Origin of the sequence: Achromobacter sp. UBA4530, assembly GCF_002388205.1 — a bacterium.
Lineage (GTDB): Bacteria > Pseudomonadota > Gammaproteobacteria > Burkholderiales > Burkholderiaceae_B > Achromobacter > Achromobacter animicus.
Genome location: NZ_DGMA01000009.1, coordinates 292055 through 304014, shown reverse-complemented (window position 1 = coordinate 304014; position 11960 = coordinate 292055). Strand labels below are relative to the sequence as shown.

General features: G+C 66.2%; 14 protein-coding genes. 9 read left to right on the top strand and 5 right to left on the bottom strand.

Annotated elements, in window-relative coordinates; genetic code table 11:
- Positions 1 to 155 precede the first annotated feature (155 nt).
- Together B2W22_RS10840 and B2W22_RS10835 are read left to right on the top strand one after the other, a co-directional pair.
- A complete protein-coding gene (locus tag B2W22_RS10840; RefSeq protein WP_175124456.1) occupies positions 156 to 845 on the top strand; it encodes a helix-turn-helix transcriptional regulator in 690 nt (229 codons plus the stop codon).
- A 69-nt stretch (positions 846 to 914) separates the two neighbouring features.
- The gene (locus B2W22_RS10835) at positions 915 to 1331 is read left to right on the top strand and encodes a VOC family protein (protein ID WP_175124455.1); all 417 of its coding nucleotides are present in this window, start codon (positions 915 to 917) and stop codon (positions 1329 to 1331) included.
- A gap of 42 nt (positions 1332 to 1373) precedes the next feature.
- On the opposite strand, the gene B2W22_RS10830 is transcribed toward B2W22_RS10835, so the two are convergent.
- On the bottom strand, positions 1374 to 2777 hold the full coding sequence (locus tag B2W22_RS10830) for an amino acid permease (RefSeq protein ID WP_286937606.1): 1404 nt from the start codon (positions 2775 to 2777) through the stop codon (positions 1374 to 1376).
- A gap of 79 nt (positions 2778 to 2856) precedes the next feature.
- On the bottom strand, positions 2857 to 4107 hold the full coding sequence (kynU, locus tag B2W22_RS10825; protein ID WP_286937604.1) for a kynureninase: 1251 nt from the start codon (positions 4105 to 4107) through the stop codon (positions 2857 to 2859).
- A gap of 137 nt (positions 4108 to 4244) precedes the next feature.
- Between kynU and B2W22_RS10820 the strand changes: the two genes are divergently transcribed.
- On the top strand, positions 4245 to 4718 hold the full coding sequence (locus B2W22_RS10820) for an Lrp/AsnC family transcriptional regulator (protein WP_175124452.1): 474 nt from the start codon (positions 4245 to 4247) through the stop codon (positions 4716 to 4718).
- Between the two features lie 33 nt (positions 4719 to 4751).
- Here the strand turns inward: B2W22_RS10820 and trhA are convergent, their stop codons facing one another.
- Together trhA and B2W22_RS10810 are read right to left on the bottom strand one after the other, a co-directional pair.
- Positions 4752 to 5381: a PAQR family membrane homeostasis protein TrhA gene (trhA, locus tag B2W22_RS10815; protein WP_175124451.1), complete on the bottom strand. Its 630-nt coding sequence runs from the start codon at positions 5379 to 5381 to the stop codon at positions 4752 to 4754.
- A gap of 75 nt (positions 5382 to 5456) precedes the next feature.
- Positions 5457 to 6500, bottom strand: coding sequence for a P1 family peptidase (locus B2W22_RS10810; RefSeq protein ID WP_175124571.1), 1044 nt, complete (start codon positions 6498 to 6500; stop codon positions 5457 to 5459).
- A 274-nt stretch (positions 6501 to 6774) separates the two neighbouring features.
- Here B2W22_RS10810 and B2W22_RS10805 point away from each other — a divergent pair, with 274 nt between their 5' ends.
- The 3 genes from B2W22_RS10805 (at position 6775) to B2W22_RS10795 (ending at position 9071) form a co-directional block, all read left to right on the top strand.
- The gene (locus tag B2W22_RS10805) at positions 6775 to 7557 is read left to right on the top strand and encodes an amino acid ABC transporter substrate-binding protein (RefSeq protein ID WP_105240302.1); all 783 of its coding nucleotides are present in this window, start codon (positions 6775 to 6777) and stop codon (positions 7555 to 7557) included.
- Between the two features lie 84 nt (positions 7558 to 7641).
- Complete coding sequence (locus tag B2W22_RS10800) at positions 7642 to 8322, top strand: ABC transporter permease subunit (protein ID WP_056327000.1); 681 nt, start codon at positions 7642 to 7644, stop codon at positions 8320 to 8322.
- Positions 8319 to 9071, top strand: a complete 753-nt coding sequence (locus B2W22_RS10795; RefSeq protein WP_175124450.1) for an amino acid ABC transporter ATP-binding protein — start codon at positions 8319 to 8321, stop codon at positions 9069 to 9071. The genes B2W22_RS10800 and B2W22_RS10795 overlap by 4 nt, the downstream gene beginning before the upstream one ends.
- A gap of 143 nt (positions 9072 to 9214) precedes the next feature.
- On the opposite strand, the gene B2W22_RS10790 is transcribed toward B2W22_RS10795, so the two are convergent.
- Positions 9215 to 9883 carry a peptidoglycan DD-metalloendopeptidase family protein gene (locus B2W22_RS10790; protein WP_175124570.1) on the bottom strand — a complete coding sequence of 223 codons (669 nt, stop codon included), beginning with the start codon at positions 9881 to 9883 and terminating at the stop codon, positions 9215 to 9217.
- A gap of 198 nt (positions 9884 to 10081) precedes the next feature.
- Here B2W22_RS10790 and B2W22_RS10785 point away from each other — a divergent pair, with 198 nt between their 5' ends.
- From B2W22_RS10785 to B2W22_RS10775, 3 genes are all read left to right on the top strand, one after another.
- Positions 10082 to 10507: a DUF2946 family protein gene (locus B2W22_RS10785; RefSeq protein ID WP_286937599.1), complete on the top strand. Its 426-nt coding sequence runs from the start codon at positions 10082 to 10084 to the stop codon at positions 10505 to 10507.
- A gap of 105 nt (positions 10508 to 10612) precedes the next feature.
- Positions 10613 to 11248 carry an SCO family protein gene (locus B2W22_RS10780; RefSeq protein ID WP_175124448.1) on the top strand — a complete coding sequence of 212 codons (636 nt, stop codon included), beginning with the start codon at positions 10613 to 10615 and terminating at the stop codon, positions 11246 to 11248.
- 19 nt (positions 11249 to 11267) lie between these two features.
- The gene (locus B2W22_RS10775; RefSeq protein ID WP_175124447.1) at positions 11268 to 11756 is read left to right on the top strand and encodes a copper chaperone PCu(A)C; all 489 of its coding nucleotides are present in this window, start codon (positions 11268 to 11270) and stop codon (positions 11754 to 11756) included.
- Positions 11757 to 11960 lie beyond the last annotated feature (204 nt).

Sequence of the window (11960 nt, the reverse complement as noted above, 5' to 3'; positions counted from 1 at the left end):
GAGGGCTGGGTCGAAGGCTGGATTGAAGGCTGGATTGAAGGCTGGGTTGAGCCCCGATTGAAGGCTGGTTCCAAGGCGCCGTTAACCACCCGAAAATCGCAACGCCTGCTGCCAATCCATGGCAGTATTGCGCCGTCTGCCCTTCCCCCGCCCCCATGTCCCGCACCGAACGCCTCCTGGAGCTGCTCCAGACCCTGCGCCGCCACCGCCTGCCCGTCAGCGGCCATCGGCTTGCGGCCGAGATGGGCATCAGCCTGCGCACGCTGTATCGCGACATCGCCACGCTGCAATGCCAGGGCGCGGAAATCGAGGGAGAACCGGGCGTGGGCTATGTGCTGCGGCCCGGCTTCATGCTGCCGCCGCTGATGTTCAGCACCGAAGAAATCGAGGCGCTGGTGCTGGGCACGCGCTGGGTGGCCCGCCGCTCGGACGAACGCCTGGGGCTGGCCGCGCGCAATGCGCTGGCCAAGATCGGTGCGGTGCTGCCGCAGGAACTGCGCGACGAGCTTGACGCCATTCCGCTGCTGGTTGCCCCCAGCGCCGTGGCCGTCACGGACCGCGTCGACGTGGCGCTGATCCGCCAGGCCATCCGCGGCGAACAGAAGCTGGAAATCACCTATCGCGATGACAAGGGCTCCGATTCCACCCGCGTCATCTGGCCGTTCGCGCTGGGCTTTTTCGACAGCGTGCGGCTGGTGATGGCCTGGTGCGAATTGCGCGGTGACTTCCGCCATTTCCGCACCGACCGCATCGCCACGCTGGCTATCGGCGCCAGGTATCCCAAACGGCGGCACATCCTGCTCAAGGCGTGGCGCGCGCTGGACCACGAGGCGCGCAAGGACTGACGTTCACTACTGCCAAAAACTGACAGCACCCCTGCCTATCATGAGCGCATCCAACCCCCGGAGCGCATCATGTCAGACACCAATTTCGTCATCCTGTATGTGGAAAAGCCGCAGGCCAGCGCCGCGTTCTACAGCGCGCTGCTGCAGCGCCCGCCCATCGAATCGTCGCCCACGTTTGCGCTGTTTGCGCTGGACTCGGGGCTGATGCTGGGCTTGTGGTCGCGCTACACGGTGGCGCCGGCAGCCGCCGGACGCGGCGGAGCGTCCGAACTGGCGTTCACCGTGGCCGATGCCGATGCGGTCAACCAGCGCCATGTGGACTGGAGCCTGCGCGGCCTGCCCATCCTGCAGGCGCCCACCGACATGGATTTCGGCCGCACCTTTGTGGCGCTCGACCCCGACGGCCACCGACTGCGCGTGTTCGCCCCGGCCCCCGCGCCGGCCCCAGCCGCGCCCCGCACCGAGCGCGCCGTCGCGGCAGTCTGATGACAAACGGCCGCGCCAAAAAGCGCGGCCGTTGACGACCCATCACGCACGCTGCCGCCTATTCATGGCGACCGCTTCGCCGCGCTTCTTGAACAGCAGGTAGTACGCCGCGGCGAGCAGCACCAGGAACGGCACGCCAAACACCAGCGTCAGCTTGAAGACGCTGGTGAAGTACGTGGTCACCAGAATCGCCAGCATCGCCCCCGCGCCCAACAGCGTCAGCACCGGAAAGCCCGGCATGCGGAACGACAGCTTTGCGCCGCCTTCGCGCACCCAGCGGCGGCGAAAGAAATAGTGCGTGACGAAGATCATCATCCAGGTAAAGAGCGCGCCGAACATCGAGATGGCCATCATCAGCGTGAAGGCCGTCTCGGGGTACAGCACGTTCAGCACCGTGGCGATGGCGATGCCGCTGGTCGACAGCAACAGCGCGTTCAGCGGCGTGCCGTTGCTGGACAGCCGGCCCAACGCCGACGGCGCATGGCCCGCGCGCGACAGGCTGAACATCATGCGCGTGGTGATGTAGAGCTGGCTGTTCATGGCCGACAGCGCGGCCACCAGCACAATGAAGTTGATGACACCCGCCGCGCCCGGAATATCAAGCACCTCCATCACCTGCACGAAGGGGCTGCCGCCCTTGCCGGCATCATCCCACGGCACGATGGCCAGGATCAGCGCCAGCGTCAGCAGGTAGAACACGACAAGCCGGACAATGGTGGCGCGAAACGCCTGCTTGACCGCGCGTTCCGGATCCTCGGCTTCACCGGCGGCCACGGCGATCATCTCGACGCTCAGGTAACTGAAGATCGAGATCACGACCGCGATCCACATGCCCCACACGCCGTTCGGAAAGAACCCGCCATGCGCGGTGTAGTTCGCCGTGCCGTACTGCGGATTGCCCCAGACCACGTAGGCGCCCAGGATGATGAAGCCGATGATGGCGCTGATCTTGATGGTCGAGAACCAGTATTCGATCGTGCCGAAGGCCTTGACGCTCAGGGCATTGATGAGGATGAGCGCCGCGGAAAAAATGCACACCCATAACCATCCGGGCACGCCGGGAAACCAGAAGGCCATGTACTTGGCCACCGCCGTGACTTCCGTGCCCACGGCCAGCACCACGCAGGACCAGTACGCATAGCGCACCAGAAAGCCCGCGAGCGGGCCGATGTAGTGTTCGGCATAGGCGCCGAACGAGCCGGACGTGGAATGCGCGACCGTCATTTCGGCCAGGCAGGCCATGAGCAGCAGCGTGATCACGCCGCCGATGGCATAGCTGATGAGCACGCTGGGCCCGGCAAAGCCGATGGCGAATTTACTGCCCAGGAACAGGCCCGTGCCGATGGCCCCGCCGATGGCGATCATGCTCATCTGGCCGGACGTCAGCCGGCGCTTGAGCCCCTGTTCGCGTTCGGCAATCTGGCCGAACCCTTTCTGTTGTTGCATTGTCTCCTCCTGTACTGCGCATTTTTGTGTGATGTACGGCCCCGTGCGGGGCCGGCGCGATGAGGGGTTGAGCCCGGAATCAGGTCACGGCGGAACGCTGCTTGAACTCGGGCTTGTCCCACGCGCGGGTATCCAGCACGTCCTTCAGGATGTCGACCGCGTCCCAGACGTCGGCGTAGCCGAAATACAGCGGCGTCAGGCCGAAACGCAGGACCTCGGGTTCACGGTAATCACCGATCACGCCGCGCGCGATCAGGGTCTGCATGACCTCGAAGCCGTTGGGATGGCGGAAGCTGACGTGGCTGCCGCGGTCGGCGTGCGTGCGCGGCGTCACCAGCGTCAGCGGATGCCCGCCGCAACGCGATTCCACCAACTGGATGAACAGGTCGCTCAGCGCCAGCGACTTCTTGCGCACTTCGTCCATGCCGGCGGCATGCGCGACATCGAGGCCGCATTCGACCATCGACAGCGACACGATGGGCTGCGTGCCGCACAGGTAGCGGCGGATGCCGCCCGCGGGCTCGTAGGCCACGGCCATGTCGAACGGGCGGCTGTGGCCCCACCAGCCGGACAGCGGCTGCCAGAAATCCTTGGTGTGACGCGGGGCGACCCAGATGAACGCGGGCGAACCGGGGCCGCCGTTCAGATACTTGTAGGTGCAGCCCACGGCGAAGTCGGCATTGGCGCCATTCAGGTCGACGGGCACCGCGCCCGCGGCGTGCGCCAGATCCCAGATGGCCAGCGCGCCGTGTTCGTGCGCCTGCGCCGTGACGGCGGCCATGTCGTGCATCTGGCCGCTGCGGTAATTGACGTGGGACAGCAGCATGACGGCAACGGAGTCGTCCAGCGCCTTGTCCAGCGGCAGGTCGTCGTCGATCAGGCGCATTTCGTAGCCCTGCTGCAGCAGGTCGATCATGCCCTGGATCATGTAGAGGTCGGTGGGGAAGTTGTCGCGCTCGGACAGGATGACGCGGCGCGCGGGGTGCTTGTGCTGCTGGATGCGCAGCGCGGCGGCCAGCGCCTTGAAGATGTTGAGCGACGTGGTGTCGGTGACGACCAGCTCGCCCTCGCGCGCGCCCAGCAGGCGGCCCAGCTTGTCGCCCAGGCGCGCAGGCAGATCGAACCAGCCCGCGGTGTTCCAGCTGCGGATCAGGCCCGTGCCCCATTCTTCGGTAATGACCTGCGCGGCGCGGGCCGCGGCGGTCTTGGGCAGCACGCCCAGCGAATTGCCGTCCAGGTAGAGCACGCCGGGCGGCAGGTCGAATTGTTCTTTCACGTGGGCCAGGGGATCCTGGCGGTCGGCGTTGACGCAGGCTTCACGAGTGTTCATGTTCCATTCCTTCAGCAAATTTCCGGATACATGCTATCAGCGCAGTCAGTCCGAAAAATTGCAAATCCAGTCGTGACTTACCCGCGTTTTCCGCATTAAATTGCCTTCATCATCATTTTTTCGAACTGGATTGCGCCATGCAGATTGACGTCATAGACCAGCGCATTCTGGCCCGCCTGCAGGAAGACGGCCACCTCAGCAATCAGGACCTGGCGGAACAGGTGGCGCTGTCGCCCTCGGCCTGCCTGCGCCGTGTGCGCGCGCTGGAAGAAGCCGGGCTCATCCGCGGCTACCGTGCGCTGCTGGACGCCGAGAAGCTGGGCTTCGAGCTGGAGGCCATCGTGCATGTGTCGCTGGACCAGTCGCGCGCGGGATGGCACGAAGAGTTTCTGGCGGGCATCGCGCTGCACGACGAGATCACCGAGGCGGCCATCGTCACTGGCGCGTCCAACTACATCCTCACCGTGCGTACGCGCAACCTGTCGGCATTTTCGAATTTTGTCGAGGACAAGCTCAGCAAGATCCCGGGTGTGCGCGATCTCTGTTCGCATATCGTCATGCGCAAAGTGAAGGACCGAGAAGGCATGCTGCCGCTGGCGGCCTGGCGTTGAGTCGACCTCGCCGTCGGCGTGAAGCAAGGCGCGCTAGCTTGGCGCGTGCTCCAGAAAGCCGAAGACCGTCACGAAATGGCAGGCCGTGCCGCCCATGACGAACAGATGCCAGATGCCGTGCGCATGGCGCCAGCGTTTGTCGTTGGCATAGAACAGCGTCCCGATCGTGTAGATGGCGGCGCCCGCCAACAGCCACGTCAGCCCCGCCGTCGATAGCGCGCCCGCGATCGGTGCGGCAAAGGCCACACCCAGCCATCCCATCAGCAAATAGAGCGGCAAGGCCGGCGGCGCGTTGCGCGCCCACCAGAGTTCGCGGCTGATGCCCACCAAGGCCAGCAGCCAGATCGCCACCCCCATCGCGGCGCCCCACCGATGATCCACGGGGCCGTACGCCAGCGGCGTGTACGTACCGGCTATCAGCAGATAGATCGCGCAGTGGTCCGCCTTCGCCCACATCGCCTTGCGGCGCCCTTGCGTGCAGTGGAACAGCGAAGACGACGCATACACCGCGATCATCGACGCCGCGAACACCGCGCAACTGACGATCTGCCGCGTGTCCACGCGCAGCTCGGCCGCGCGGGTGATCAAGGCGCCGGAAGCCAGCACCGCCAGCGCCAGCCCGGCCAGATGCGTCACGCCATTGAGTCGTTCGCCTTCCTGCATGTGCGCCCCCGCCCCGGCGTCGTGCCGGCGCCTGTCATCATGGCGGGCTTGTGTGACAGGCGCGGGTCAGCGACATCACCCCACGAAATCCACCGCGGCCGGATAGCCGTCAATGGCGCGCGCGGACAGGATCGCGCGCTGCACCGCGATCGCCATGACCTCGGCGGCCATGACACCCAGCAGCATCACGTTGGCGGATTTGCCCGACGCGCCCGTGCCCAGCGCGAAGATCGTGTCGCCGTCGAGCATGGTGTGGATGGGGTTGATCGTGCGCGCCAGGCCGTCGTGCGCCATGCCGGCGATCTTCTGGGCTTCGGCCTTGGTGATCCGCGCATCGGTGGCCACGGCGCCGATGGTGGTGGCCGCGCCCGCGCGCATCGACTTGGGCAGGTCGCCCGCCAGGATGGCTGCGCGCGTGTCGAACAACATCTTGCCGTCTTCGGTGCGCGCGCCGGCCAGGATGCGCCCGGTGGCCGGGTCCAGCACATCGCCCACGGCATTGACCGCAACGATGGCGCCCACCGTCACGCCCGCCACCGTCAGCGACGCGCTGCCGATGCCGCCCTTCATGGCGCGCTTGGGGCCATACAGCTTGCCCACCGTCGCCCCCGCCCCCGCGCCCACGTTGCCTTCCTGCGGCGCGTCGGCGGTAGCCGACCGGCAGGCCTGGTAACCGGCGGCGGCATCGGGCCGCACCGACGCGTCGCCCACGCCCAGGTCGAACAACACCGCGCTTGGCACGATGGGCACAAATGCCACGCCTACGTCAAAGCCGATCTTCTTTTCTTCCAGATAGCGCATCACGCCCGACGCCGCGTCCAGGCCGAACGCGCTGCCGCCCGTCAACACCACGGCGTGCACCTTGTCGACCATGTTGATCGGGTTGAGCAGGTCGGTCTCGCGCGTGCCCGGCGCCGCGCCGCGCACGTCCACGCCACCGGTCGCGCCGGCCTCGGCAATGATGACCGTGCAACCGGTGGGCCGGCGCGTCTCGGTGTAATGCCCCACCCGCAAGCCCGCCACATCGGTGATGCTGCCGCCGCCCGGCATGGACGCCGCGCCGCCAGCGGCCTGCGTGGGCATTGCCCCCGCCGCGGCAGCGCCCGCTGCCGCCACCATGAACGCACGCCTGTTCCATTGCTGTTCCACACCCGTCTCCGTCAACGTAAAGCCAGAAGGATCCCGGACCGACTGCCCCGGGCTTTCGTGCCCCGGGCTTTCGTGCCCCGGGCTTTCGTGCCCCGGGCGTTCGGTAAAGCTACATGACTTGTAGCTATATTTTTACTATTCCATATGCTTTGTGGAAAAATAGGCCGGTTGTTAGAGTGCCGCTACGCCGGAGGGCATTGCAGGCCCACATGCTCTCCACAGTGATCATCCGTGGAGCATTGCCATGAAACTCTTCCGTACGCTGTTCATCGCCGGCCTCGTGCAGGTCGCCGCCCTGTCCGCCGCCCATGCTCAGTCCGAACTGGACCAGATCAAATCCGCGGGCGTCTTCAAGATCGGCACCGAAGGCACCTACGCGCCTTTCACCTTCCACGATGCATCGGGCAAGCTTACCGGCTTTGACGTGGACATTGGCCGCGCCATCGCCGAGCGCCTGGGCGTGAAGGCGCAATTCGTCGAAGGCAAGTGGGACGGCCTGATCGCCGGGCTGGACGCCAAGCGCTACGACGCCGTCATCAACCAGGTGGGCATCACGGATGCGCGCCGCGCCAAGTACGACTTCTCCGATCCCTACATCTCGTCCGCCGCCGTGCTGATCGTGCGCGACGACAACACCAGCATCAAATCCTTTGCAGACCTGAAGGGCAAGAAGTCCGCCAACACGCTGACCAGCAACTTCGGCAAGCTGGCGCAAAACCACGGCGCGGAAGTGGTCGCCGTGCAGGGCTTCAATGAAGCCATCGACCTCCTGACCTCGGGCCGCGTCGAAGCCACCGTCAATGACAACCTGTCGTTCCTGGACTTCAAGAAGCAGAAGCCCAACGCCCGCGTGAAGATTGCGGCCACCGACAAGACGGCGGAGTTCAGCAATTCGGGCGTCCTGATCCGCAAGAACAACCCTGAGCTGCAGGCCGCCATCAACAAGGCGCTGGCCGACATCAAGGCTGACGGCACGTACAAGACCATCTCGGTCAAGTACTTCGGCACGGACCTGTCCGCGCAATAAACCACTGGAGCGCCCATGACGCTGCCCCCCTGGCTGCACGCCGTCCTGCCCGACTGGCTGCTGGCAAAAATTGGCGAATGGTCGGTGCCGGCCTGGGTGCAGCTGATGGCGGACTCGTTCTGGCCGCTGCTGCACGCGGGGCTGGTCTTCACGGTTCCGCTGACGTTGATGTCGTTTGCGCTGGGGCTGGCGCTGGCGTTCGTGGTGGCGCTGATCCGGCTGTTCGGGCCCGCGCCGCTGGTGGCGGTGGTGCGCTTCTACGTCTGGCTCATCCGCGGCACGCCGCTGCTGGTGCAGCTGTTCGTGATCTTTTATGGCCTGCCCAGCGTGGGCATCGTGCTGGACCCGTTGCCCGCCGCGCTGATCGGCTTCACGCTGAACGTCGGCGCGTACAACTCCGAAGTGATCCGCGGCGCGATCGAATCGATTACCAAGGGTCAGTGGGAAGCAGCCTATTCGCTCAGCATGACGCGCGGCCAGGCCTTGCGCCGCACGATCCTGCCGCAGGCGGCCCGCGTGGCCGTGCCGCCGCTGTCCAATTCGTTCATCGCGCTGGTCAAGGACACGTCGCTCGCGGCGGTGCTGACGGTGCCGGAAATCTTCCAGGCCGCGCAGCGCATCGCGGCCGTCACGTATGAGCCGCTGATTCTCTATACGGAAGCGGCGCTGATCTACCTGGCGTTCAGTTCCGTCCTGTCCGCCGCGCAAGTGCGGCTGGAACGGCGCTTCGGCCAGCATGCGATGTTTAGCGAGAAGACCCGATGATCCGCCTTGAAAAAATCGAAAAGTCCTTCGGCGGCAATCCCGTGCTCAAGCAGGTGGATGTCCAGATCGACGAAGGCAGCGTCACGGCATTGATCGGCCCGTCGGGCAGCGGCAAGAGCACGCTGCTGCGCTGCGTGAACCTGCTGGAAGTGCCGGATCGCGGGCGGCTGGAGATCGGTCCGGAAACGGTCGACTTTGAACCCGGCCACAAGCTGGCGCGCGAACAGGTCCAGGCGGTGCGCAAGCAGACCGGCATGGTGTTCCAGAACTTTCAGCTCTTTCCGCATCAGACCGTGATCGGCAATGTGATGGAAGGGTTGGTGACGGTGCAGAAGTGGCCCGCCGACCGTGCACGCGCGCGGGCGGAGGAATTGCTGCGCAAGGTGGGGATGCTGGAGAAGGCGGAAGCCTGGCCGGCGAATCTATCGGGCGGCCAGCAGCAGCGCGTGGCGATCGCCCGCGCGCTGGCGCCGGCGCCGCGGGTTCTGCTGTGCGACGAGCCGACCTCGGCGCTCGATCCGGGATTGGCGGCGGAAGTGGTGGACGTGTTGCGTCAGTTGGCCGCGGAAGGCATGACGATGCTGATGGCCACGCATGATCTGCGGCTGGCGGCCAGCGTGTCGCGGGAAGTGGTGTTTCTGCTGGATGGCGTGGTGGTGGAGGCCGGGGATTCGCGGTCGGTGTTCACGAATCCGAGTGATTCACGCACGGCGGCGTTTGTATCGACGTTGACGCAGGAAGCGCCGTAGATCCGGGTGTCTGACACCCGATGAAAGAACTCGGTGTCTGACACCCTCCGGGACGCTGCGGCGTGTTGGCGATCGTCTCACCATGGTGTCAGACACCTGCCGCAAGCTGGAGACTGTTTTACTTGGCGCAAAGCCGCCGTCTACTACTTCGGCGGTAGGGAGCCCGCCGGGTCGACCGCCTGACCGTCGTAGCGCAGTTCGAAATACAACCCGACCTGCTTGCTGTCGCTGTTGCCCATCTCGGCGATCTTCTGGCCCTGCGACACGCGTTGCCCTTCCTTGACCAGCAGCTTGCTGTTGTGCGCGTAGATGCTGAGGAAGCTGGCGTTGTGCTTGACGATGACCAGATGCCCGTAGCCGCGCAAGCCGCTGCCCGAGTAAGCCACCGTGCCAGGCGCGGCGGACACGACGGGCGTGCCGGCGGAATTGCTGATGACGATGCCGTTTGAATGGGAACCGTCGTAGCCGCGCGTGACCTTGCCCTGCGCGGGCCAGACCAGCGAGATCGCGCCCGGCGGCGCCGTGCGCCGCTTGCCGGATGACGCGGTGGCGCGCGGCGCGGGTTTGGGTTTGGTGCTGGCCTTGCTGGGCGGCGAGGTGCGCGCCTGGCCGGCGGGCGGCTCGACCCGCAGGACCTGGCCGACTTCGATCGAATTGGAGTTCGACAGCTTGTTCCACCGGACCAGGTTGCTGACGGTCGTGCCTTCCTTGCGCGCAATCTGGTACAGCGTGTCGCCCGACTGGACCCGGTAATAGCCCGGCTGGACCTTGGTCGTGCCGCAGGCGGTCAGCAATACCAGCAGCGCCGCCATCAGCGCGCCCAGCCATAGACGGGAATATGAGCCCGCGCGTCCCGGCCCGGCGGACGGGTCGGCATTGGACAAACTGGCGGCGGACAAAGTCGAAACGGACAAGGAAAGCTCTGAAACCTGGGGCACGGGGTCGCGTGTCGGAAAGAAGTGCGTTCAAGGGTACCAAGAAATCGGGAACGCTTGGCATAGAATGCCTGCATGCCTTCGTCGACCCGCCTCCTGTGCATGCTGCGCGCCCTGCGCGCCGACGCCGTGCTTTGGCTGGCGATCCTGGCATTGGCGCTGCGGGCGCTGGTTCCCGCTGGCTACATGCCGGACGCCCGGGCGCTGCACGACGGGCGGCTCGAGGTCACATTCTGCTCGGCGGCGGGCAACGTGTCGTCATTCAGCGTGGCGCTGCCGGCCGATGACGGCGGCAAGGCCCCGCACGACAACGCCAACACCGGCGCGCAATGTCCCTTCGGCCTGCTTGTCCACGTCACGCCCGCCACGGCGCCGGCCATGACGCCGCTGCTGCTGAAGGCCGCCGGACACCCTGTCTTCCCTCCTGCGCATCGCGCCCTGCCCGCGCAGCCCGCCCACGGTCCGCCGCTGGGTTCGCGCGCGCCGCCGCCGCTGGCATGACTTCGTCCAGGATCGTCCACGCCCCTTACTAATTAGTAAGGCGCTGCGGACGGCACTTGCCGCGCGGCCAGACCGCGTGGCCGACTCGTCAATCCAGAGGTTTCAATGAATTCCCTTTTTTCGCGCACGCCCGCCGGCGTGACGCGCGCCGCCCCCACGCCGGGCGCGCCCGACCCGCGTCGCCGTCTGCTGCTGTCGACACTGGCGCTGCTGCCGCTGGCGGGCTGCGGTCCCGACGCCCCGCCGCTGCACGGCATGGACCTGTCCGGCATGACCACCGGCGATTTCCAATTGCAGGACACCGATGGCAAAACCCGCACCCTGGCCGACTACCGCGGGCATCCGGTCATGTTGTTCTTCGGCTTCACCCAATGCCCGGACATCTGCCCGACGGCGCTGACCCGCGCCGTCGAGATCAAGACGCTGCTGGGCAAGGATGCCGACAAGCTGCGCGTTCTCTTCATTACCGTGGATCCCGAGCGCGACACGCCTGAGATCCTGCGCGCCTACACCCAGGCCTTCGATCCCGGCTTCGTCGGTCTGCGCGGCACGGCGGAACAGACCCGCGCCGCCGCCCAGGCCTTCAAGGTGTTCTACCAGAAGGTCCCGACCGGCTCGTCCTACACCATGGACCACACCGCGCTGACGTACCTCATCGACGCCGAAGGCAAGCTGCGCGTGGCGCTGCGCCATCAGCAGAGCGCGCAGGAATGCGCGCAAGACCTGCGCACCGTGCTCTGACCCAATAAAGGAACCCCTCATGAAGAAGCTTTCGATCAAACCGCTGGCCGCCGTCTTCGCGTTGGCCCTGGCCGGATTCAGCCATGTTGCGCTGGCGCAGGACGCCGGCCTGTCCGTGCAGGACGCCTGGGTGCGCGCGACCGTGCCCAACCAGCACGCGACCGGCGTGTTCATGCAACTGACGTCCAAGGAAGCCGGCCGGCTGGTCGGCGTGGAATCGCAGGCGGCCAAGCACGTGGAAGTGCACGAGATGGCGATGCAGGACAACGTCATGAAGATGCGCCAGGTCGCCGGCATCGACCTGCCCGCCGGCCAGGCGGTGGACCTGAAACCCGGCGGCTACCACGTCATGCTCATCGACCTGGCCAAGCAGATCGTGCCGGGCGATCACGTCGCGCTGACGCTGATCGTGGAAGACGCGGCCCGTCAGCAACGGCGCGTGCCGATCGACGCAGTGGCCCGGCCGCTGAATGCGACCGCCGCGCCAGCGGCCGGTCACGGCCACTGATGACGGGCGGCAGGCGCTCATCGCGCGCCTGCCGCGTGGCGGGGTCGCACCGCGATCTCGCCATTTGAATGCCTATCGCCGGCGCTCCATGCTCGCGTGTTCCCCTATCAGCGGCTACATATCAGGGACACATCGCCCAGCCGCCACGACAGCGCCGCCCTCCGATTCACCATACAATGCCTGCACGTCCGAATCCCGCGCCTT

What these genes read in the sequence shown, in the direction of transcription:
- B2W22_RS10840 (WP_175124456.1), top strand. Translation starts at nt 156, where the DNA reads ATGTCCCGCACCGAACGCCTCCTGGAGCTGCTCCAGACCCTGCGCCGC.
- B2W22_RS10830 (WP_286937606.1), bottom strand. Translation starts at nt 2,777, where the DNA reads ATGCAACAACAGAAAGGGTTCGGCCAGATTGCCGAACGCGAACAGGGG.
- B2W22_RS10775 (WP_175124447.1), top strand. Translation starts at nt 11,268, where the DNA reads ATGAAGAAGCTTTCGATCAAACCGCTGGCCGCCGTCTTCGCGTTGGCC.
- trhA (WP_175124451.1), bottom strand. Translation starts at nt 5,381, where the DNA reads ATGCAGGAAGGCGAACGACTCAATGGCGTGACGCATCTGGCCGGGCTG.
- B2W22_RS10795 (WP_175124450.1), top strand. Translation starts at nt 8,319, where the DNA reads ATGATCCGCCTTGAAAAAATCGAAAAGTCCTTCGGCGGCAATCCCGTG.
- B2W22_RS10835 (WP_175124455.1), top strand. Translation starts at nt 915, where the DNA reads ATGTCAGACACCAATTTCGTCATCCTGTATGTGGAAAAGCCGCAGGCC.
- B2W22_RS10780 (WP_175124448.1), top strand. Translation starts at nt 10,613, where the DNA reads ATGAATTCCCTTTTTTCGCGCACGCCCGCCGGCGTGACGCGCGCCGCC.
- B2W22_RS10810 (WP_175124571.1), bottom strand. Translation starts at nt 6,500, where the DNA reads ATGGTGGCGGCAGCGGGCGCTGCCGCGGCGGGGGCAATGCCCACGCAG.
- B2W22_RS10785 (WP_286937599.1), top strand. Translation starts at nt 10,082, where the DNA reads ATGCCTTCGTCGACCCGCCTCCTGTGCATGCTGCGCGCCCTGCGCGCC.
- kynU (WP_286937604.1), bottom strand. Translation starts at nt 4,107, where the DNA reads ATGAACACTCGTGAAGCCTGCGTCAACGCCGACCGCCAGGATCCCCTG.
- B2W22_RS10790 (WP_175124570.1), bottom strand. Translation starts at nt 9,883, where the DNA reads ATGGCGGCGCTGCTGGTATTGCTGACCGCCTGCGGCACGACCAAGGTC.
- B2W22_RS10805 (WP_105240302.1), top strand. Translation starts at nt 6,775, where the DNA reads ATGAAACTCTTCCGTACGCTGTTCATCGCCGGCCTCGTGCAGGTCGCC.
- B2W22_RS10820 (WP_175124452.1), top strand. Translation starts at nt 4,245, where the DNA reads ATGCAGATTGACGTCATAGACCAGCGCATTCTGGCCCGCCTGCAGGAA.